This is a genomic window from Streptomyces sp. NBC_00829 (genome assembly GCF_045161795.1).
Taxonomy (GTDB): Bacteria; Actinomycetota; Actinomycetes; order Streptomycetales; family Streptomycetaceae; genus Streptomyces.
Genome location: NZ_CP108867.1, coordinates 4,807,136 through 4,827,583, shown reverse-complemented (window position 1 = coordinate 4,827,583; position 20,448 = coordinate 4,807,136). Strand labels below are relative to the sequence as shown.

The 20,448-nt window shown below is 69.6% G+C and carries 15 protein-coding genes and 1 tRNA gene; 9 read left to right on the top strand and 7 right to left on the bottom strand.

Features of this window, described 5'->3' with window-relative positions:
• Window positions 1-408: 408 nt before the first annotated feature.
• A complete protein-coding gene (locus OG293_RS21320; RefSeq protein WP_406000375.1) occupies window positions 409-1,992 on the top strand; it encodes an MFS transporter in 1,584 nt (527 codons plus the stop codon).
• A 137-nt stretch (window positions 1,993-2,129) separates the two neighbouring features.
• On the opposite strand, the gene OG293_RS21315 is transcribed toward OG293_RS21320, so the two are convergent.
• From OG293_RS21315 to OG293_RS21290, 6 genes are all read right to left on the bottom strand, one after another.
• Window positions 2,130-2,585 (bottom strand): hypothetical protein, encoded by a 456-nt coding sequence (locus OG293_RS21315; protein WP_406000374.1) that lies wholly within the window; start codon window positions 2,583-2,585, stop codon window positions 2,130-2,132.
• The gene (locus OG293_RS21310) at window positions 2,582-6,826 is read right to left on the bottom strand and encodes a DUF6531 domain-containing protein (RefSeq protein ID WP_406003665.1); all 4,245 of its coding nucleotides are present in this window, start codon (window positions 6,824-6,826) and stop codon (window positions 2,582-2,584) included. The genes OG293_RS21315 and OG293_RS21310 overlap by 4 nt, the downstream gene beginning before the upstream one ends.
• Window positions 6,827-6,867: 41 nt before the next feature.
• Window positions 6,868-7,233, bottom strand: coding sequence for a hypothetical protein (locus OG293_RS21305; RefSeq protein ID WP_406000373.1), 366 nt, complete (start codon window positions 7,231-7,233; stop codon window positions 6,868-6,870).
• Window positions 7,234-7,367: 134 nt separating this feature from the next.
• Window positions 7,368-8,258 (bottom strand): cellulose-binding protein, encoded by an 891-nt coding sequence (locus tag OG293_RS21300; RefSeq protein ID WP_406000372.1) that lies wholly within the window; start codon window positions 8,256-8,258, stop codon window positions 7,368-7,370.
• Window positions 8,259-8,492: 234 nt separating this feature from the next.
• Window positions 8,493-11,147 carry an SUKH-4 family immunity protein gene (locus OG293_RS21295; RefSeq protein ID WP_406000371.1) on the bottom strand — a complete coding sequence of 885 codons (2,655 nt, stop codon included), beginning with the start codon at window positions 11,145-11,147 and terminating at the stop codon, window positions 8,493-8,495.
• A 7-nt stretch (window positions 11,148-11,154) separates the two neighbouring features.
• Window positions 11,155-12,168 carry an SMI1/KNR4 family protein gene (locus OG293_RS21290; RefSeq protein WP_406000370.1) on the bottom strand — a complete coding sequence of 338 codons (1,014 nt, stop codon included), beginning with the start codon at window positions 12,166-12,168 and terminating at the stop codon, window positions 11,155-11,157.
• A 217-nt stretch (window positions 12,169-12,385) separates the two neighbouring features.
• Here OG293_RS21290 and OG293_RS21285 point away from each other — a divergent pair, with 217 nt between their 5' ends.
• Window positions 12,386-12,892 (top strand): YwqJ-related putative deaminase, encoded by a 507-nt coding sequence (locus tag OG293_RS21285; RefSeq protein ID WP_406000369.1) that lies wholly within the window; start codon window positions 12,386-12,388, stop codon window positions 12,890-12,892.
• A 10-nt stretch (window positions 12,893-12,902) separates the two neighbouring features.
• On the top strand, window positions 12,903-13,394 hold the full coding sequence (locus OG293_RS21280) for an SUKH-3 domain-containing protein (protein WP_406000368.1): 492 nt from the start codon (window positions 12,903-12,905) through the stop codon (window positions 13,392-13,394).
• Between the two features lie 63 nt (window positions 13,395-13,457).
• On the opposite strand, the gene OG293_RS21275 is transcribed toward OG293_RS21280, so the two are convergent.
• Window positions 13,458-14,795: a sensor histidine kinase gene (locus OG293_RS21275; protein ID WP_406000367.1), complete on the bottom strand. Its 1,338-nt coding sequence runs from the start codon at window positions 14,793-14,795 to the stop codon at window positions 13,458-13,460.
• A 154-nt stretch (window positions 14,796-14,949) separates the two neighbouring features.
• Here OG293_RS21275 and OG293_RS21270 point away from each other — a divergent pair, with 154 nt between their 5' ends.
• The 6 genes from OG293_RS21270 (at window position 14,950) to pth (ending at window position 20,387) form a co-directional block, all read left to right on the top strand.
• The gene (locus tag OG293_RS21270; protein ID WP_406000366.1) at window positions 14,950-15,837 is read left to right on the top strand and encodes a hypothetical protein; all 888 of its coding nucleotides are present in this window, start codon (window positions 14,950-14,952) and stop codon (window positions 15,835-15,837) included.
• 8 nt (window positions 15,838-15,845) lie between these two features.
• Window positions 15,846-15,920 (top strand) — tRNA-Gln (locus OG293_RS21265).
• Window positions 15,921-16,024: 104 nt separating this feature from the next.
• Window positions 16,025-17,473, top strand: a complete 1,449-nt coding sequence (gene glmU / locus OG293_RS21260) for a bifunctional UDP-N-acetylglucosamine diphosphorylase/glucosamine-1-phosphate N-acetyltransferase GlmU (protein ID WP_406000365.1) — start codon at window positions 16,025-16,027, stop codon at window positions 17,471-17,473.
• Window positions 17,474-17,581: 108 nt separating this feature from the next.
• Window positions 17,582-18,559, top strand: coding sequence for a ribose-phosphate diphosphokinase (locus OG293_RS21255; RefSeq protein ID WP_142217565.1), 978 nt, complete (start codon window positions 17,582-17,584; stop codon window positions 18,557-18,559).
• Window positions 18,560-19,068: 509 nt separating this feature from the next.
• The gene (locus tag OG293_RS21250) at window positions 19,069-19,662 is read left to right on the top strand and encodes a 50S ribosomal protein L25/general stress protein Ctc (protein WP_406000364.1); all 594 of its coding nucleotides are present in this window, start codon (window positions 19,069-19,071) and stop codon (window positions 19,660-19,662) included.
• Window positions 19,663-19,793: 131 nt separating this feature from the next.
• Window positions 19,794-20,387: an aminoacyl-tRNA hydrolase gene (pth, locus tag OG293_RS21245; protein WP_406000363.1), complete on the top strand. Its 594-nt coding sequence runs from the start codon at window positions 19,794-19,796 to the stop codon at window positions 20,385-20,387.
• Window positions 20,388-20,448: the final 61 nt, after the last annotated feature.

The following is a 20,448-nucleotide window of genomic DNA, read 5'->3' as shown; positions in this document are numbered from 1 at the left end:
GGGGGTTTTCCCCACCTCCCGGTGGTGCGGGCACCAACTGCGGCCGTAGGACCAAGCTAAGGAGTCGACCACCGGCTCCTCCTCGTCCCCCGGGACGAACGTCCCCCGGCTCTCAGTAAGGAGCAGCCCCTAGGGGCTCTCGTTTGGATCAGGCCGGATTGGTGAGCGGGGTCTGGTGCCGTGGATCGCAAGGCGGAGGAGGGAGGCATGGCGGAGCCATGCCGACCGACGACAACGCGGCGAGGCGCGACACCAGGGCACGCGAGCCCGGCAAGATCCAAACGAGAGCCCCTAGGGGGACTACACCTCTGGGTGGACTGGCACAGCCCGAGCCTGCACCCTCCCCTTGCGTGAGGCTCAAGTGAGAAGGTGTCCCGGGAAATACGTGCAGAGTGAAAGGATCTAGAGGTGGGCAGCGGCGGCGGCAGTACGGGCGGCTCCGGGAAAGCCGGGAGCCCAGGCAGCACCGGTAAGGCCGGGACCGAGGGCATACCCGCGACAACCGAGCCCACGGGCGGTGCCCCGCCGAGACGCGGTCCCGTCGTCGCCGCGCTGATGCTCGGCATGGCGCTCGCCGCGCTCGACGGCACCGTCGTGTCCACGGCCGTACCGCAGATCGTCGGCGAGCTCGGCGGATTCTCCGTGTTCTCCTGGCTGTTCTCCGGCTATCTGCTCGCCGTCACCGTCACACTCCCCGTGTACGGAAAGCTCTCCGACACCTTCGGCCGCAAGCCCGTCCTGGTCTGCGGCATCCTGCTGTTCCTCCTCGGCTCCCTGCTGTGCGCCGCCGCCTGGAACATGGCCGCGCTGATCGCCTTCCGGGTCGTACAGGGACTGGGCGGCGGAGCCCTCCAGGGCACGGTGCAGACCATCGCGGCCGACCTCTACCCCCTCAAGGAACGCCCCAGGATCCAGGCCAGGTTGTCCACCGTGTGGGCCCTCTCGGCGGTCGCCGGGCCCGCGATCGGCGGTCTGCTCGCCTCGTACGCCGACTGGCGCTGGATCTTCCTGATCAACCTGCCCGTCGGCGCGGTCGCGCTCTGGCTGGTCGTCCGCCATCTGCGCGAGCCGGCCCGTACGCGGCCCGCGGCCCGCCCCCGCATCGACTGGCCCGGCGCGCTGGCCGTCTTCGCCGCGGGCACCCTTCTGCTGACCGCGCTCGTCCAGGGCGGCATCGCCTGGCCCTGGCTGTCCGCACCCTCGCTCGGCCTGCTCGGCGGCGCCGCGGTCCTCGTCGCCGTCGTCGTCGTCATCGAACGGCGGGCCACGGAACCGGTCATCCCCGGCTGGGTCTGGCGCCGCCGCACCATCGCGGCGGTGAACCTGGCGCTCGGCGCCCTGGGCCTGCTGATGGTCGCCCCGACCGTCTTCCTGCCGACGTACGCCCAGTCCGTCCTCGGCCTCGGCCCGATCGCGGCGGGCTTCGTGCTCTCCGTGATGACGCTGAGCTGGCCGGTCAGCGCGGCCCTGTCGAACCGCCTCTACACCCGCATCGGCTTCCGGCAGACCGCCATCATCGGCATCTCCCTGGCGGGCTTGGTCCTCGCGGTGTTCCCCCTGCTCCCCTACCCGGGCGCCCCCTGGCAACCCGCACTCCTCATGCTGCTCCTCGGCGGCGCGCTGGGCCTCTTCCAGCTCCCACTGATCGTCGGCGTCCAGTCGACCGTGGGCTGGGCCGAACGGGGCACGACAACGGCGTCCGTACTCTTCTGCCGCCAGGTCGGCCAGAGCATCGGTGCCGCCCTGTTCGGCGCCGTCGCCAACGGGGTCCTGGCGGCCCGTCTGGGCAGCGCGGGCGACCTGGACAGGGTCTCGCACGCCCTGGCCGACCCCGCGTCGATGACGGCCGCGGCGGCGGACCACCTGCGCCGCGCGGTGGACGCGGCGGTCGACTATGTCTACGTGGGCGCGGCAGCGGCGGCGGCTCTGTCGCTCCTGGTCCTGCTGTTCGTGGCACCGAGACGCTTCCCGGTCCTCGACGACTCCGATTGACGATCCCGAACGACGAGATGCCAGAGCGCGCCGCCAGCGTCTCGAATTTCGCTCCCGTTACACCTTCCCGAGCGACTCGGCGACATCACGGGCAGCGCGCAACTGGCGCGTCCGCGGGCACATCCAGTACCCATTCGTTACGCGGTCCCCCACACGGCTTCAAGATCCCGGCAATGAACGGTGATCGAAGAGTCTGCCAGCGCGATTTCGTGGAGACAACCGTCCTCCCGCGGAAGGATTTCGTCGAGCAGCACCGTATCGGCCTGCATCCAGTCGATTGTCTGGTCGTAGTCGATCGAGAAGTGGGAGACTCCGAAGTATCGGATCCGAAGGCCGGATTCGTGCTTCCACTGGTTGGGGGCGAATTCAAGAACAAGGTCCCCGCTCTTGTCCGTCGGCACGGAGATCCCGGCCAATTCGAGATCCTTCACACACCGACTGCTGCGCATTCTGTAGTGCTCCGCATCGGAGGCGAAGGCCCAGGCACCTGTCGGCAGCGCGTCTCGCAGTTGCGGGAGCTCGGCGAGATAGGGACTCGGGTCCAGGCTGAACCCACTCATCTCCGAATCCCATTCCGCTGTCACGAATTTCATTTGCAACCTTCCGATGCGAGACGAGGGCGCTGCCATTTGTCTCCAGAGATGTCCTCGGTCCCCTTCGGACCGATGCGTCCGGTCAGGCGCATGGTGTCGACAGCTCTCCCCTTCAGCGCATTCTCGACGCTTGGGGGCACTTCGACGTCTGCTGCTGCCGTACCGTGCTTGTTGAACCAGCCATCGCTGCCGAAAATACCTACCTCACGGCCAGATTTGTCGTATACGTGGATCTCAAAGTCCGTACCCTTCATCCCCTCCTGCCATTTGTCCAATCGCCCTCGATACCCCTGGCCAAGGTCCAGCGGGTCCTTCGGCCCTCGTGCCGCAAGCCCGAGGGGATCGATCCAGCCCAGCGCGTTCGCAACGTAGGCGTGGTGGTTCGGGGCCGGCTCCAGACCCAGCGGATCGGGGCTGAGGTAGCGCGCGGTTTCCGGGTCGTAGTAGCGGAAGTGGTTGTAGTTCAGGCCCGTTTCGGCGTCTGCGTACTGGCCCGGGAAACGGAGCGGGCAGTCCACCGACACGGAATCCGTCGGCGCCGGCAAACCCGTGCCCCACAGCGTCGTCCGGCGCTGCCAGGCCAGTTCACCGTCGGGTGAGACCAGTTCGGCCGGGGTGCCGACGGCGTCCGTGATGACGGCGTGGAAGCGGGTGCCGTAGTCGCCCGACGTGTCCTCCGCCAGCTTGGAGAGGAGCGATGCACCCGGCTCCCGGACCAGGGGCTTGTGGTCGGTCTGGGTGAGCGGGCGATGGGTGCCCGGGGCGTAGTCCCAGGTGGTGACCCTGCCGTCGGGTCCGCGCTGCTCCGCCAGGCGCGTGTCGTCCCAGGCGAAGTCCGTGCGCTCGGCGACCGACCCGTCGTCGGCGAGACGCAGCTTGGCCGTGCGGCGGCCGAGCGGGTCGTAGATATACCGCCAGTGCTCGCCGTCCGGGGTGACTGTCCCGGTCAGGCGGTCCTCGGCGTTCCAGGTGTACGTCCAGGCGCGCTGCTGCCCGTTGAGGAGTTTGCGGGTCTTGCGGATGAGGCGGCCCTGCGCGTCGTGCTCGTACGTCGTGCGGCCCGCGCGACGGATGAGGGTGCCTTCGAATGCGCGGTCGCCCGCGGACTCGTGCTCGGGGGCCGTTGCGTGGGCGAGATTGCCCGCCGCGTCGTAGGCGTAGGTCTCCGTCCAGCCGTGCGCCCGGACACCCGTGACGCGGCCCATGCTGTCGAGTTCGAACCTGCGCGTGCCCGAGGTCAGCTCGCGGATCTCGGTGAGGTAGCCGTCCTCCCGGCAGGCGTAGGCACGGTGCTGGAGGAGCCGGTCGGCTTCCTCCGAGCGGACCACCAGGGACTGTGTGGCAAGGCGGTCGGCCGCATCCCACGTCTGGCTGAGGCTGACGTCGCTGCCCAGGCGCCGTTCCGTCTCGCGGCCCGCGGCATCGTAGGTGAAGGCCAGCTCTCCGGCCTCGGAGCGGAGTGCGGTGGAGCGGCCCGCCGGATCGTAGCTCCACTGCGAGGTCAGTCCGGACGGGGTGACCCGCCGGGTCCGCCGACCGAGGACGTCGTGGGCATAGCTGGTCGTACGGCCGTTGACGGTCTCCGCGAGCGTGCGGCCGAGAGCGTCCCGCTCGACAGCGACCTCCGCGTCCGCATGGGCGGCGTGGACCAGATGACCCGTCGGACCGTAGGCGTAGGTGGTGACGTCACCTTCCTCGGTCCGCTGCTCGGTCACACGGCCGAGCGCGTCACGCGTGTAGTGGAGCGCCTCGCCCGCGCCGTTGGTACGCGACACGACGCCGCCCGCCGCATCGTGCGCGTACGCCAGCGTCCGGCCGTTGAAGTCCGTCTCCGTCACGAGACGCCCCGCCACGTCGTAGGCGTACGACCACGTCAGCCCCTGCGGATTGGTGACCCCGGTCAGCCTCAGCTCGGTGTCGTAGCCGAAGCCGTACGTCGTCCCGTCCGGGTCCGTGCGCGTGGCGGGAACGTCGAAGTGCGTTGCGGTGTATCGCGTGATCTGGCCCGCGGGATCGGTGTGGGTGAGGAGGTTGCCCTCTCCGTCCCAGGTCCACGTCTCCCGGGTGCCGTCCGGATACGCGCGCCACTGCGGCTTGCCCTCGGTGGTCCAGCCCATGCGGGTGACGTGGCCCAGCGGGTCGGTCACCTCCACGACCCGGCCGAAGCTGTCACGGCGTGCCGCCGTCACATGACCCAGCTCGTCGGTCAGCGCCACCGGCAGACCGGCGGCGTTCGATGTGACGGAGCGGGTGTGGCCGAGGGCATCCGTGAGGGCCGACAGATGCCCCGACTCGTCGTAGGCGCACCGGCTTTCGGCACCGAGCGGATCGACCGTGGTGAGCAGGTTGCCGAGTTCGTCGTACGTGTGCCGCCAGGTCGCCCCGCCCGGCTCCACCACCTCGGTAAGCCGGCCGAGGCTGTTGTACGCGGCCCGCGCACAGGACGCGTCCGGCAGGGTGAGCGTGGTGAGGTTGCCCGCCTCGTCATGGTCGTAGCGTGTCGTACGGCCCAGCGGATCGGTGACCGAGACGGGCTTGTCGCCCCGGTGGTTCCATTCGGTACGGGTGGTGTGGCCGAGTGGGTCGGTCTCCTCGACGACCTGGCCCTCGGAGTTGTAGCGGTGCGTCGACCGATGGCCCAGCGAGTCGGTGTAGGTCGTCGTACGCGACGCGTCGTCGTAGGCGAGAGCCCCTGAGAGGAAGCCGTCACTGCCCTCGGTCCGCACGACCCGGCCACGGCTGTCGTAGACGTACGCGAACCACGTGCCGTTGCGGTCCGTCCAGCTGGTGACACGGCCCAGCTCGTCATGGGTGAAACGCAGAGGCCTGCCGCTGGAGTTGACGACCTCGGCGAGATGGCCCGCCTCGTCGTAGCCGTAGCGCATCACGACGGTACCGCGGCCATCGGACTGCGCCGGCTCGTACCGTGAGGGGCTCTCGTCGAGCAGGCGCAGCGCGGTGATACGGGGCCCCTCGGTGTCGACGGCCAGGTAGTAGCCACCCGAGTGACGCAGCGCCGTGGGTATTCCGTCGGCCGTGCGCTCGACATCGATGCGGGCGCCGTTGCGGTCCTGCCAGCTGTCCAGGGGGAGGTGGACCGTGCCGAGGGTGTCCGAGGGAACCGGGCTGCTGAAGCTCCGTACGACCCCGGAGGCGGGGTCCGTGATGGTCATGACGCCGTCGGGCTTGCCGTCCCACTCCAGCGGCCACCGGACACCCTTGACGGGAAGGACCGGCTCGCTCGCCCGCGGCACCGGATAGACCAGCCGCATACCGTCCGCGGCGGCGAACACCACGCCCTCGGAGTCGAGCTGAATGCACTCGTCCAGCGTGGAGACCCACGTGGGACCGAAACACATCCCCGCCCGGTACGTCGACAGATGAGTACGCTCGAAGACCAGCGGCAACGACGCCGGGAGCGTGAGGTCCCGCTGCGTCATCAGCATGGCGCCGGTGGCCACGTCGATCGGCTCCCCGACGCACGGAGTCCTCTCCGCCCGCCGTGCCGCCGGCCCCAACTCGACGAGACCGGGCCGCAGAGTCGGCGGGCGCAGCATCAGCGGCACCTCGTTGAACTTGCCGAACAAGCTCCCCTCGACACCGGCCTTCAGCACCCCGCCGCCCGCGCCGAACGCACCACCGAACAGCATCCCGTCCTTGGCCGCGGCATTGACCTCGTCCAGGCTGAAGCCGTCCTGCAACCCCGTGGAGATCTTCAGCGGCTGCGCGACAGCCAGGTCGATGGTCACCGACTCCACACCCCCGAACGCCGCGGCGACCAGGGCGCCCGCGGCGATCTCGGCGACCGTGGCGGAAACGGCGATGCCCATCGTGGCCCCGAACTCGATGAGAGCCTCGGTCGCCACGGCAGCGGCACCCGCCGCGGCGCCCGCGGTGAAGAACGCCAACGCAATACCGCCCGCGATGATCGCGGCGTCGATGCCTATCTGCGTCCAGAGCTTGCTGATGGCGTCGTCCACGGCGTCGGCGAACGTGTCCAGCGCCTCCGCCATCTTGCGCGCAGCCTTGGCCAGATCGCTCAGCCAGCCCGCGCTCTCACCCTTGGCATACCGTTCCCAGAACACCTTGAACGCACCGATCGCCTCACCCTTGTTGTTGTGGATGAGCGACATCGCCGCATTGTTGACCGGAGTACGCACATCGTCGACGGCATCGGCGAACGCCCGCCACGCGTCGGCAGCGCTGCGCAACGTGCCGGAGTTGGCGTCCGGCCACCACATACCCAGCTTGAGGAGAAGATCCTTGGCTTCGTCCTCGATGCTCACCGGGCGCCCCCGTCGCCGCCATCGATCTCCGCCTTCACCTTGGTGAACATCCCGGCGATCAGCGCCTCGTTGTCGACATGCCCGTCCGCCATGTCCACCATCGCCTCATGGATGCTCACCAGACCGAGCACAAGGGTGCCCGCGGCCCGCTCGACCGCCTTCTGCTGGGGGTGATACGCCTGGTGGAACTCCTTGCCCTGCTCATCGTCCCCCCAGGGCGCCCCGAGACCGTCCAGAGTCGTGACCAGCGTCGTCAACGCCTTGCTCAGATTCTGGCCCTGCGTATGAAAGACAGGCGCCGTCGCTTTGATGTCCGCCGTGTCGATCTCCAGGACCTTGCCGTCACCCTTGCCGTCGCCCATGCGATCCCCCGTTGTCCGCGCGCAGCACAGACTCCGACCCTAGAAGAAGGTGATCAAGATTTGCCCATGTGACGACCATGCGACGGCAATGGATGACACATCTCACCCTGCCCCCGCGACGAGCGCCCTCCGGCTCAGCCCTCCGCCGCCGCACGCCCCGTCAGAGCCGTCAGGCTGTTACGGATGTGCGCCATGTGCGCGTCCATCTCCTCGCGCAGCTCCTCGTGCTCCCGCAGCACCCGCTCGGTGTCCCTTCCGATCCGCTCCGCATGGACCTGGGCCCCGGAGATCAGCTCCGCCGCCCGCGCCTGCGCATCCTCCAGGCCGTGACGGGCACACTCCTGCGTCTCCGCGAAGGTGCGCTTGGCCTCCGCGAGAGCGGCTTCCGCGGCGACGGCGAGTCCGGCGTGCCGGGCGTCCAACTCCGCCTCGCGGTCGCCGATCTCGCGCTCGGCCGCCTCCCAGCGCTCCGCCTGCCCCTTCTCCAGGTCGGCCAGAATGCCCTCGCCCCGGCTGCGCATCTCCTTCCAGACGCCCACAGCCTGGCCGCGCCACTCCTTCACCTCGCGGCGGGCCTCGATGCGCATCCCGTCCGCCGCGGCCTGCGCGGCGAGCAGGACCTCCTGGGAGCCCGACTCGGCCTCCGCCCGCACCGCGTCGGCCTCTTCACGGGCCGCCTCACGCAGCCGACGAGCCGCCTCCTCGGCCGCGTCCACCAGAGCCTGGGACTCCGTCCGGGCGGAGGTGCGCACCTCCTCGGACTCCTCGGCGGCCAGCGCGAACAGGTACTGGGCACGGCGGCCGAGGGTCTCGTACGTCTGCGGGGCGAGCGCGGACACCACCTCGCGGAGAGCGGCCACCTCCGCCTCCATCTCCTTCCCCAGGACAGTGAGGCGCGCCGCGCGTTCCCAGGCGTCGTCGCGGTCCTGGGACAGGGAGGTGACAAAGGCGTCGGTCTCCTCCACGCGGTAGCCACGGCCCCGTACGGCGACGAAACCGTGAGGTGACACCGATGCAGCACTCATCCTTCATGCCTCTCTCCGACACAACACGCGATTGGCGCACATCCTGCTGGATCGAAGTGAAGTGCTCATAACGCGACACTCCACCCATCCGTACCGGTCAAGGATGCGCCATTCGCCGAAAGGAGTCGGAATTGCGGCATTCGGCCCGTGATGGACAAGGCGACGCTCGGGCAAACAGCAGGGCGCCCGGCCTGCCGCAGCAGACCGGGCGCCCCGGTGGTCCCGCCTCACCCGCTAGAGCAGTCCGTCCCACATCTGCTCGAGCAGCACCGACCACCAGCTATCCGGCGACGCCAGCGCCGCCGGGTCCAGGGCCACGAGCTGCGCCTGGAAGTCGACCGTCCAGCGGCCCGCCTGCTCCGGGTTGAGGTTGAATCGCAGCCGCCACATACGGCCGAGCAGCGCCAGAGAACGCACGAACTCCGGCAGACCGCTGTTCACGAACTGCGGCGCCATCGGCTGACCGCCGGGACCTGACTCCACCGGCACCGCCACGATGTGCGCGGTGCCGTACTGGACGCAGATCGCCCGGCCGAAGTCACTGCCGACCACCAGATACGAACCCGCGTCCGACGCGGGCTGTACCTGCCGCTGCACCGCGAGCTCCGCAAGCGTCGGAACGACCGGCTGAGCCGGCTGAGCCCAGAAGAACGGGTTGAAGTCGCCCGGCAGACCCGCCCACACCAGGGTCGCCGCCACGATCTCCGGCACCCCCTGACGCGAGACGGCCCGCTGGTCGAACCGGCAGATGCCCTGCGGGCCGAACGCGCCCACCAGCTCCTGCGCGATGGCCTGCGGCGGGACCGGCGGAGCGGGCTGGACCTGCGGCAACGGCGCCCGAACCGGAGCGGGCCGTGCCGGGCCGTCCGCGACCTGGTGCAACTCGCCCTGGTGGGTCAGCAGATGCTGCATGCCCTGCTGACGGCTGGCGTGATCCCTGCCGTACGGAGCGACCGACGTGATCCGCACCTGCGGCCATGTCTCCCGGATCATCCGGGCGCAGTAACCGCCGGGCAGCTCACATGACTCCAGCTCCGTGTGCAGCTCCAGCACCTGCTGCGGCGGCACATTCAGGGCACGCAGCTCATACAGGATCTGCCATTCCGGGTGCGGGGTGCCCGGCGCGGAACGGCGGATCAGCTGGGCCTCGGAGCCGTCGGGCGCGCGATAGCGCAGCACCGCCTGGTAGCCGGGGCCGACGGTCGGCATCCCGTACGACTGCTGCGGATAGCCGTACGCGGGCGGCTGACCGCCGTGCGGCGGCTGCGGCCCATGCGGTACGTGACCACCGGGAGCACCGGGCGGGCCGGGGGGCTGGGGCGCACCCGGGCCCACCGGAGGACCGGCGAGCATCGTCGCCGCATGATGAACACCGCCACCAAGAGGCGGAGTCGCACCAGGAGAACCAGGCGCACCAGGCGGCTGCGGAACACCAGGCGCACCCGGGGCCCCAGGCGGACCGGGAGGCTGAGGCGCACCCGGACCCACCGGAGGACCGGCAAGCACCGTCGCCGCATGATGAACACCGCCACCAAGAGGCGGAGTCGCACCAGGAGAACCGGGAGAACCAGGCGGACCAGGCGGCTGCGGAACACCAGGCGCACCCGGAGCCGCAGGCGGCTGCGGGCCCTCGGGGCCGAGCTGTGAGACGAGCTGCGTCGGCAGGTAACCGCCCGCCGGAGCACCGGGAGCACCCGGCGGCGGCGGTGTCGCGCCCGGCCGGGCACCCGGCGTACCGGGGGCGCCGGGCGGCGGCGGAGGCGTCGAACTCCCGCCGCGCGACCCGCGCGGCGGTACGTGCGCCTTGCTCGTCGCCGCGTCCGCTATGTCACCGGCACTCGGACCCGCGGGACCACCGGGCGCTGCAGGATTGACCGGACCGCCGGCGGCGGGCTGACCGACGAGCCCACCCGGCTGGTTCAGCGCCGGCGCGACCGTGGTGCGCGGAAGCTGGCTGCCGCCGGACATCAGGGCGGTCGGCGCGTCCGCAACCGAGACCGACGGCGGGGCGTCGTCCTCGTCCGACCCCGAGATCGGCGGTGCGAAGACCGTGGCGGGCAGCGGCACGGACGCGTCGTCGGGACCGGCCGCACTGATGTCCGTCCACGGCGTGGCCCCGGACGGCGTCGAGGGCACGCCCTCGGAAGCCGTCGGCTCATAGTCCCCGCCGCCGGCGCTCGGCCAACCCGACCCGCCCTGCGAGGCGCCCGCCCCTGGCGAACCCGCCGAGGAACCGGCCTCCGGCCACGCCGGTCCGGACGCGGACGAACTCCCGCCCGCCTGCGAGGCGTTGGAGCCTGAACCGAAGCCGGCCGCCGAGCCCACACCTCCCGAAGCGGCAGCGGGCGCCGACCAGTCCGCACCCGCACCCGGCGACGCACCCGAAGGCCGAGCGTCCGACGGCGGAGCGTCTGACGGCGCCGCATCCGAAGGCGAACCCAAAGACGCGGACGAAGCCGGGGAAGGGGAAGGGGAAGGGGACGCCCCGCCCGAAGTCCCCGCCCCCGAACGCCGATCCGGAATACCCAGCTTGTCCGCCGCCTCCTGGAGCCACTCCGGCGGGCTCAACAGGAACGACGTCTGATTCAGGTCGATGCGCTGCGGCGGCTCCGGAGCCGCCGTCTCCTCCTGCACGCCGTACTCCTCCTCGTACCGGCGGATCACCTCACCCACCGGCAGACCCGGCCACAGCGTCGCCTCACCGCTGTCCCGGGCGATCACCAGCCGCTGCTGCCCGCCGTCCGAACGCGCACCGCCCTCGCGGTCCTCCGCCCACACCACGAACCCCAGCTCGAACTCCCGCACCCGCACCTCACGGTGCTGATACGCGGGCACATCGCCGTTGACCCACTCCTCCGCGCGCTCCTGCGCCTGCGCGAACGTCACCATCGGACCGTCACCCCTCGCCCGAAACCGGGACAGCACGCGCGAAGCCGCCGTCCACCATCAAGTTCGCCACCGTCTCCAGCTCCGGCGGATTACCCGCCAGACGCTGCAAGAACGCGTCGAAGTCGTCACCGCACGGCAGCAACAGCCGCTCCACGCGCTCCTGCACGCTCCACCCATCCCGGTCCCGCGCGTCGTCATAGGCGCAGAACCACACCGAGCCGACCGCCGAACCCTTGACCTTCACCGCAAGGATCCCGCCCTGGACGAACGCGACGCCCAGATAGTCCTTCGTCAGGTGATCCCGCAGACACTTGTTGACGTACACCAGATCATTGACCGCCGCCTCGTCCCGCACCGTGAAGAACGGCTGGTCCACCAGCAGCCCCAGCTCCGCGTCGAGCGCCGCCCCGACCGGTGCACAGCCGCCCGCCGCCTTCAGGAACGAGCGGTACGCCCCAGGAAGCCGGTAGCCCAGATCCTCCTCGACGCTCAGCAGCTGCGGCTCCGACACCGACACCGCGCCCTTGGGCAGCCCGAAGTGCGCCGGCCTGGTCTCCTGCAACGGCCGGGTGCCCCGCTTGCCCTGGTCCACCGGAGTCGTCGCAAGACCACCGTGGTGGCGCAGCAACGCCTTTACCTCGACCGGCACCAGCTCAAGACGGCGCGTGCCCGACACGTGATGCCACGTCCAGCCGTGCGGCGTCGCCACCGCGGGAATCGTGTCCCACAGCGCATGGCCGTCGGCGTGCAGCGCCGCATTCGCCGACACATAGTCCGTCAACCGCAGTTCGTCGACACCGAACCCCTCAGGGGGCTCGGCGATCTCAGCGGCGGCACGCGCGTACGGCGAGAAGTCCGGGTGGCCCGACTCGCCCATCCGCACACCCCGCGGATGGCGAGAGGCACGGACCGGGTCCGGGAAGTTCACGACCTGCCCGGCGTAGGCCGCGTTCGGTGCCGCGGCTTGTCCCCCGGCCTGGGAGCCGGGAGGTGCCCCCAGCCCTTGCCGACCTGTCGTCATGGCGGTATGCCCCCTGCTGCGTTCCGGCTCGTCCAGGACAGCCTATGCGGTGGTGCAACAGGGGGAACCGACCCTCCGCTTCCATCACCATCCGTCACCTTCGAGTGACCCACCGCCGAAGCCGCGACACGCTTGAGCGCCCCAGCTTCCGTACCAGGCGTCGCATTTGGCAGGCTGTCCCGCAACTCGGGGGGTGCAGGGAGGGGACAAACGCACCATGCACGCAGCGCAACCAAGCACTTCGGGTGATCCACGCCTCAGTTGGAGCACCGCCGAAGCACACCAGCCACCCGCACTGGGTCACCGCCGGGACGGAATCCTGCCCGCCGTCGCGGCGGCACTCTCCGTACGCGGCGAGACCCTCACGTGCACCGCAGGCAAGGCGGACCAGCCGCCCGTCCTCCACCCGCTCGTCAAGGATTTCCTCGACACCCTCACCAGCGGACAACGCGAACGGTTCACCGGCCGCTGCCCCGAGGCGATCCTGCTCTCACGCCACCTCACCGCCGCCGAAGCACAACGCTCCAAACGGGCCCAGCGAAAACCCCTCACCCAAGGCGAAGCGAGACGCACGCTCAAACAGGCGAAACTGACCGCACGCCGCATCCGCGAGGACGGCGACCCCCTCCACGGCAGCTACGCACCACCCTGCCGATCCTGTACGGCGATGCTCGACCACTTCGGGGTACGCCCCGTCGCCCCGACCGCACCCGAGAACGGCTGACACGGCAACGATGACCGACCACCTCAGCACCACCAGGTTCCCGGTCGCCGTGGACGCGGCCCTGCGCGAAGCGGGCTGGCAGCCCGGCCGCCGGGACATCAAACTCGCCGAACACTGGGCGGACTCCCTGCGCGCCCACGTCTCCCCAGGCGGCCACCGGCACACCGTCTTCCCCGCAGCCGTGGAAGCATGGGCGGAGTTCGGCGGGCTGCGCATCACCGCACCCGGCCCAGGACGGCAGACCGCCCCCACACCCGTACGCTTCGACCCGCTGGCCGGGCTCCACCTCGCCCGCACCCTCGCGGACCTCGGCCGGGCACTGGACACCGAGATCGCCCCCCTCGGCGAGGAGGGCGAGAACCAGGCAGTGCTGGCCATCGACACGGAAGGCCGGGTCTACAGCCTCGACCACACCGGCGACTGGTACCTCGGCCCTGACGTCGACCAGGCGCTGGCGACCCTGGTCACCGGCATGCAACCGCCCCGCCTGGCCCTGGGCTGAACCGACCCGCCCCGCCCGAGGCCCCGGCACCCGGCCGGGCCAACGGCACAGCCGACCCGCGCCTCAGACCGTTTCCGGATACCCCTCGCGGTCCGGAAGCACCGCCGACACCCGAAAACCCCCCGTGTCCGTCGGCCCCGACACGAACACCCCGCCCAGCCCCAGCACCCGCTCCCGCATCCCCACCAGGCCGTTACCGCCGCTCGGCAGCCCCGCCGCAGCCGCGCCCGCGCCGCTCGCATCCGGTGCGCCGTTCTCCACCTGCATGGCCACCTCGGCATCACGATGCGCCAGCCGCACCAAAACCTTCGCGCCCGCCGCATGCTTGTGGACATTGGTCAGCGCCTCCTGGACCACGCGGTACGCCGTCTGCTCGACCTCCGGCGCGTAGCCCCGCGCCTCCCCCTGGACCGCGAGCTCCACCACCATCCCCGCCTGCCGGGACTGCCCGACCAGACCCTCCAGATCGCACAGCGAAGGACCGTCCTCGGCCGCCGCCGCGGCAGCCGCCGCAGCCGCGGCGCCCACGGCAGCCAACGGCACCGGCCCCGCCGACCGCAGCTCGCCGTCCCCCGCCCGCAGCACCCCGAGCATCTCCCGCAGCTCGGTCAGCGCCTGCCGGCCCATGTCCCCCACCAGGGACGCGTTCTTCACGGCCTTCTGCGGATCCTTCAGCGCCACCGCCTGCAGCGCTGCCGCGTGCACCACCATCAAGGACACCCGGTGCGCCACGACATCGTGCATCTCCCGCGCGATCCGGGTCCGCTCCTCCGTACGCGCCCACTGGGCCCGCTGCTCGGCCCGGTCTGCCAGCAGCGACAACTCCTGCTCCAGACTGTCCGCGCGCTCGCGAAGACTTTCCATCAGCCGGCGCCTCGCCCCTATGTAGAGACCGAACAGCACCGGCGGCGCGGTCAGACCCAGCGACATGAAGCCCGCCATGGACGGTACGTACCAGGCGCCGGGCTCCGGATCGAAGCCCGCCGACGACACGTCCTGGCGCACCCGTACGAACGTCACGATCAGCGTCGCGGCCAGCGACATGCCCGTGAGCGTCGCGGTGATCCGGCGCGGAACGTCGGACGCGGCGAGCGTATAGAGCCCGACGACGCCCATCAGATAGCCCATCTCGGCGGGCGTGGTCGCGATCGACACCAGCACCACGGCGATCGGCCACCGCCGCCGCAGCACCAGCACCGACCCGACGACCAGCCCGAACAGCACTCCGAACGGCACGGGAATCGCGGCCTTGTCCGCGAACCCCACACCCTCCAGAGCGCACTCAAAGGCGGAGACCAGCCCGAGCCCCACGTCCAGTGCGGCACTGCGCCGTCTTCCCCACCACAGCCACGTACGGGCGCTCGTGCCCGTGCCGTCCTGGTGTGCCCCCGTTACGGTCATGTCTTCCAGCCTACGGGCGGGCGCGACTCATTTTCGGGGAGTGCGGCAGCACGGAAGGGGTTCGAACACGTACGAATCAGACGGCGATCGCCCGATCCGGTGAATCGAGCGGACTTTCGATCCGGACGTCCGAATTCCGGACGAGGCTTTTCGTATGACGGACATACACGCCAAGTACACCGACTTCGAGGCCCTTCGCGAGCGGGCGGTCACGCTGCGCCGGGAGGGCCTCAGCCGCCGCCAGATCCGCGACCGGCTGCATGTCGGCAACAACGACATCCTGAACCGGCTGCTGGAGGGAGAGCCCCCACCGGAGTGGACGAACCGCCCGAACGCGAAGGACGACCTGCGGGAGAAGGCCCGGGAGCTGCGGCTTCAGGGCATGACGTACGACCGCATCCAGGTGGAGCTGGGGTGCTCGAAGAGTTCGATCTCGCTCTGGGTGCGGGACCTGCCGAAGCCGCCGGCCCAACGAACGCCGGCCGAGCAGGCGAAGCTGGCTTCAGACAAGCGCTGGGAGCACGAGCTCGCGATACGGGACGACCAGCGTCGGCGGACCAAGGCCGATGCTCAACGCGAGATCGGTCATGTGAGCAGCCGGGAACTCTTCATGGCTGGCGTCGCCCTCTACTGGGCGGAAGGCACCAAAGACAAGCCCTACGACCGCCGCGAGAACGTCACGTTCATCAACAGCGACGTGGACGTCATCCGCGTCTACCTGGCATGGCTCAGTCTCCTCGGCGTGGAGCCGGAACGCCTGCGCTTCCGGGTGATGATCCACGAATCCGCAGACGTGCCGGCATCTGAGCGCTACTGGGCCGACGTAGCACAAGTCGACGTTGCCACGTTGCAGAAGACCACGTTGAAAAAGCACAACCCCAAGACCGTGCGGAAGAACGTCGGCGAGGGCTACCGAGGCTGCCTCGTGGTTCGCGTATCGCAGGGCGCCGACCTGTACCGCCGCATCGAAGGATGGTGGGCGGGCATAGCGGCAGCCTGCTACGCGCGGCTCGACCACTTGGGCAGCTCCGGTAAGGTCTGAGGGAGTGATCCGCCGTGGGGTAGCGGCATCCCGCAGGCCTTTGGAGCCTTGAGACGCTGGTTCGAATCCAGCCGGCGGAGCCACTGTTCGGGTCCTGACCTGTGCGGTCAGGACCCGCCCTTATTTCCCCGGCGAAACCCCCCGGTATCCTTCGGATGTCCACCACCCGAAGCCGAAGGGCATTCCCGTGAGCGCCAACCGCCCGGCAGCCGTCGTCGTCCTCGCAGCGGGTGAGGGCACCCGTATGAAGTCGAAGACACCCAAGGTCCTGCACGAAATCTGCGGGCGCTCGCTCGTCGGACACGTCGTCTCCGCTGCACGCGAGCTGGACCCCGAGCACCTCGTCGTCGTGGTCGGCCATGCGAGTGAGCAGGTCAAGGGCCACCTCACCGAGCAGTACGCCGGCACCCGCACCGCCTATCAGGCCGAGCAGAACGGCACCGGGCACGCCGTCCGGATGGCGCTCGATGAGCTCGGCCGGACCCCCGAGGGGACCGTGGTCGTCGTGTGCGGCGACACCCCGCTGCTCTCCGGCGAGACGCTGACCGCGCTCGCCGCGACGCACTCCGCCGACGGCAACGCCGTGACCGTGCTGACCGCCGAGGTGCCGGACTCGACCGGCTACGGCCGGATCGTGCGGGACGCCGCCACCGGTGCCGTGACCGCGATCGTGGAGCACAAGGACGCCACCGACGAGCAGCGCGCGATCCGGGAGATCAATTCCGGGGTCTTCGCCTTCGACGGGCAGCTGCTCGCGGATGCGCTGGGCAAGGTGCGTACGGACAACAGCCAGGGCGAGGAGTATCTGACGGACGTCCTTGGCATACTGCGGGAGGCGGGTCACCGGGTCGGCGCGTCCGTCGCGGGTGATCACCGGGAGATTCTGGGGATCAACAACCGTGTCCAGCTGGCCGAGGCGCGGAAGCTGCTCAATGAGCGGCTGCTCGAGCGGGCGATGATGGCGGGTGTCACGGTCGTCGAACCGGCGTCGGTGCTGGTCGATGTGACGGTGACGTTCGAGCGGGACGCGATCGTGCATCCGGGTACGCAGCTGCTGGGTGCGACGCATCTGGCGGAGGGTGCCGAGGTGGGCCCCAACTCGCGCCTGAAGGACACGGTGGTGGGCGCGGGCGCGCGGGTGGACAACACGGTGGCGGAGTCGGCCGTGGTGGGTGAGTCGGCGTCGGTGGGGCCTTTCGCTTATCTGCGTCCGGGTACGAAGCTGGGTGTGAAGGCGAAGGCCGGTACGTACGTCGAGATGAAGAACGCGACGATCGGTGAGGGTACGAAGGTGCCGCATCTCTCCTATGTCGGTGATGCGACGATCGGCGAGTACACGAACATCGGCGCGGCGAGCGTGTTCGTGAACTACGACGGTGAGGCCAAGCACCACACGACGATCGGTTCGCACTGCAAGACGGGTTCGGACAACATGTTTGTGGCGCCCGTCACGGTCGGGGACGGCGCGTACACCGCGGCGGGTTCGGTCATCACGAAGGACGTGCCTGCCGGTTCGCTGGCCGTGGCTCGTGGCCAGCAGCGGAATATCGAGGGCTGGGTGGCTCGCAAGCGCCCTGGGAGCGCTGCGGCGCAGGCTGCTCAGGCGGCAACGGAACCGGTCGTCGACGGGAACTGACCGGAAACAGGTGCGTCGGACTCGGCGTACCGTGATACGTGCACACAAATTCGGCTGGCTCGCGTTCAGTACGACCGAGGCCAGAGACACGTCTGAGGAGACAGTGCTGTGACCGGGATCAAGACGACCGGCGAGAAGAAGCTGATGCTCTTCTCCGGCCGCGCCCACCCCGAGCTGGCCGAGGAGGTCGCGCACCAGTTGGGTGTGGGCCTGGTGCCGACGAAGGCTTTCGACTTCGCGAACGGCGAGATCTACGTCCGCTTCCAGGAGTCGGCCCGCGGGGCGGACTGCTTTCTGATTCAGAGCCACACGGCTCCGATCAACAAGTGGATCATGGAGCAGCTGATCATGATCGATGCTCTGAAGCGGGCTTCGGCCCGGAGCATCACCGTGATCATCCCGTCGTACGGCTACGCGCGGCAGGACAAGAAGCACCGTGGCCGTGAGCCGATCTCGGCCCGGCTGATCGCCGATCTGCTGAAGACGGCGGGTGCCGACCGGATTCTCACGGTCGATCTGCACACGGACCAGATCCAGGGCTTCTTCGACGGCCCGGTGGATCATCTGTCGGCGCTGCCGGTCCTCGCGGACTACGTGGGCGCGAAGGTGGACCGCAACAAGCTGACCGTCGTTTCTCCGGACGCGGGCCGGGTGCGGGTCGCGGACCGCTGGTGCGACCGGCTGGACGCGCCGCTGGCGATCGTGCACAAGCGCCGTGACAAGGACGTTGCCAATCAGGTGACGGTGCATGAGGTCGTGGGCGAGGTCGAGGGCCGTGTCTGTGTGCTCGTCGACGACATGATCGACACGGGTGGCACGATCTGCGCCGCGGCGGACGCCCTGTTCGCGCACGGTGCGGAGGATGTGATCGTGACGGCGACGCACGGCATCCTGTCGGGGCCGGCCGCGGACCGTCTGAAGAACTCGAAGGTGAGCGAGTTCGTGTTCACGAACACGCTGCCCGACCCGGGTGACCTGGAGCTGGACAAGATCACGGTGCTGTCGATCGCGCCGACGATCGCGCGCGCGGTGCGTGAGGTGTTCGAGGACGGTTCGGTGACGAGCCTCTTCGAGGAGCAGGCGTAGCAGGCAGGCAGGTAGGTGAGCTGGGGCCGCGTCCGTCAGGGTGCGGCCCCAGCTCATGCTTGGGAACTGCCTCTGGTTCACCCGAAGTTGAACGACCGGCAGAAGTTGAGGCTGTCCAACGAGGAGTTGGCGCGGCTGAACGCGGTGGACCGGGCTCGGTACAGGCTGTGGCAGGCCGCACGGCCCGGTGCAGGCGGTGGGCAGGGCGGACAGCGAGGTGCGGTCCACGGAGCGAGGTGCGGTCCACGGAGGCTCGGTTCGGTCCGGCGGTGCCGGTCGAGGGCGCGGCGCACGGTTCGGACTCGGCGGGTCCGAACATCCGTGATGTTCTGAACGCGGTTCTTGATCGAGTTGGGTGGCCGGGGCGACTCCAGTAGACTGCCCGGGTTGCTCGGCGAGGGAGGCCGTACCTACCGGTACGGCGGTCCGTTATCGACGCGCTCTTCGTAGCAGGCCTGTCGTGGCCGGGTGACCGCCACCAGATTTTTCTGCGAATACGAGGAGTGCATATGTCCGAGGTGAAGCTCGCCGCCGAGATCCGTTCCGAGTTCGGCAAGGGTGCGGCCCGTCGCGTCCGCCGCGCGAACAAGGTTCCCGGTGTCCTGTACGGCCACGGTTCCGACCCGATCCACATCTCGCTGCCGGGCCACGAGCTGCTGCTCGCGCTGCGTACGCCGAACGTTCTGCTCGCCCTGGACATCGAGGGCGCGAAGGAATTGGCCATCCCGAAGGCTGTCGTGCGCGACCCGCTGAAGGGCTACCTGGAGCACGTCGACCTGCTCATCGTGAAGCGCGGCGAGAAGGTCAACGTCGAGATCCCCGTGCACACCGAGGGCGAGCTGGCCCCGGGTGCCTACCTGCTGGAGCACGTGCTCAACGCGCTGCCGGTCGAGGCCGAGGCCACGCACATTCCCGAGTCCGTCTCGGTCTCCATCCAGGGCCTGGCGGCCGGTGACTCCATCCTCGCCAAGGACATCGCGCTGCCGAAGGGCACCACCCTGGCGGTCGAGGACGACACTGTCGTCCTGCAGATCCTGGCCGCGCAGGCCGAGGAGCCGGCTGCCGAGGGCGCCGGTGAGGGCGAAGAGGCCGCCGAGGCCTGAGCCGTAAGCTCTGCTTGAGCTTTGCTGCTTGAGCGTTGCTCTGCTTGACGGGGTGGCGGGCCGCGGCCCGCCACCCCGTTTCCCTGTCCGTACGCATCCGAGCTGTACGCATCGAAGGAGACTGTGGCCAGATGTCCGACGCGAACGCTCCCTGGCTCGTCGTGGGCCTCGGTAATCCCGGCCCCGGCTACGCCGCGAACCGTCACAACGTCGGGTTCATGGTCGCCGACCTGCTCGCGGAGCGTATGGGCGGCTCGTTCAAGCGCGCGCAGAAGGCACAGGCGCAGGTGGTCGAGGGCCGGATCGGGCCGGTCGGCCCCGCGAACCGCCGGGTGATCCTGGCCAGGCCGATGTCGTACATGAATCTTTCGGGCGGCCCGGTGACGGCGTTGCGCGACTTCTACAAGGTGCCCGTCGAGAACATCGTCGCGGTCCATGACGAGTTGGACATCGACTACGGCACGCTGCGGGTGAAGCTGGGCGGCGGCGACAACGGGCACAACGGTCTGAAGTCGATGTCGAAGGCGATGGGCCCGGACTACCACCGGGTCCGTTTCGGGATCGGACGTCCGCCGGGCCGGATGCAGGTCGCGGACTTCGTACTGAAGGACTTCTCCTCCACGGAGCGCAAGGAGCTCGGCTACTTCGTGGACCGGGCGGCGGACGCGGTGGAGTGTCTGGTGACCGAGGGCCTGGAGCGGGCACAAAGTACGTACAACTCCTGACAAGACCGGGCCCCGGTTTGACCGGGCGCGTTCACATGGCCAAGGATCGCGCCGTGAACCG

Bases quoted from the DNA above. Each gene is read 5' to 3' on its own strand.
- OG293_RS21295 (WP_406000371.1), bottom strand. From the start codon at position 11,147: ATGGTGACGTTCGCGCAGGCGCAGGAGCGCGCGGAGGAGTGGGTCAAC.
- OG293_RS21285 (WP_406000369.1), top strand. From the start codon at position 12,386: ATGCACGCAGCGCAACCAAGCACTTCGGGTGATCCACGCCTCAGTTGG.
- OG293_RS21305 (WP_406000373.1), bottom strand. From the start codon at position 7,233: ATGGGCGACGGCAAGGGTGACGGCAAGGTCCTGGAGATCGACACGGCG.
- OG293_RS21310 (WP_406003665.1), bottom strand. From the start codon at position 6,826: ATGTGGTGGCCGGACGCCAACTCCGGCACGTTGCGCAGCGCTGCCGAC.
- OG293_RS21280 (WP_406000368.1), top strand. From the start codon at position 12,903: ATGACCGACCACCTCAGCACCACCAGGTTCCCGGTCGCCGTGGACGCG.
- OG293_RS21300 (WP_406000372.1), bottom strand. From the start codon at position 8,258: ATGAGTGCTGCATCGGTGTCACCTCACGGTTTCGTCGCCGTACGGGGC.
- OG293_RS21290 (WP_406000370.1), bottom strand. From the start codon at position 12,168: ATGACGACAGGTCGGCAAGGGCTGGGGGCACCTCCCGGCTCCCAGGCC.
- OG293_RS21250 (WP_406000364.1), top strand. From the start codon at position 19,069: ATGTCCGAGGTGAAGCTCGCCGCCGAGATCCGTTCCGAGTTCGGCAAG.
- OG293_RS21270 (WP_406000366.1), top strand. From the start codon at position 14,950: ATGACGGACATACACGCCAAGTACACCGACTTCGAGGCCCTTCGCGAG.
- OG293_RS21275 (WP_406000367.1), bottom strand. From the start codon at position 14,795: ATGACCGTAACGGGGGCACACCAGGACGGCACGGGCACGAGCGCCCGT.
- pth (WP_406000363.1), top strand. From the start codon at position 19,794: ATGTCCGACGCGAACGCTCCCTGGCTCGTCGTGGGCCTCGGTAATCCC.
- OG293_RS21315 (WP_406000374.1), bottom strand. From the start codon at position 2,585: ATGAAATTCGTGACAGCGGAATGGGATTCGGAGATGAGTGGGTTCAGC.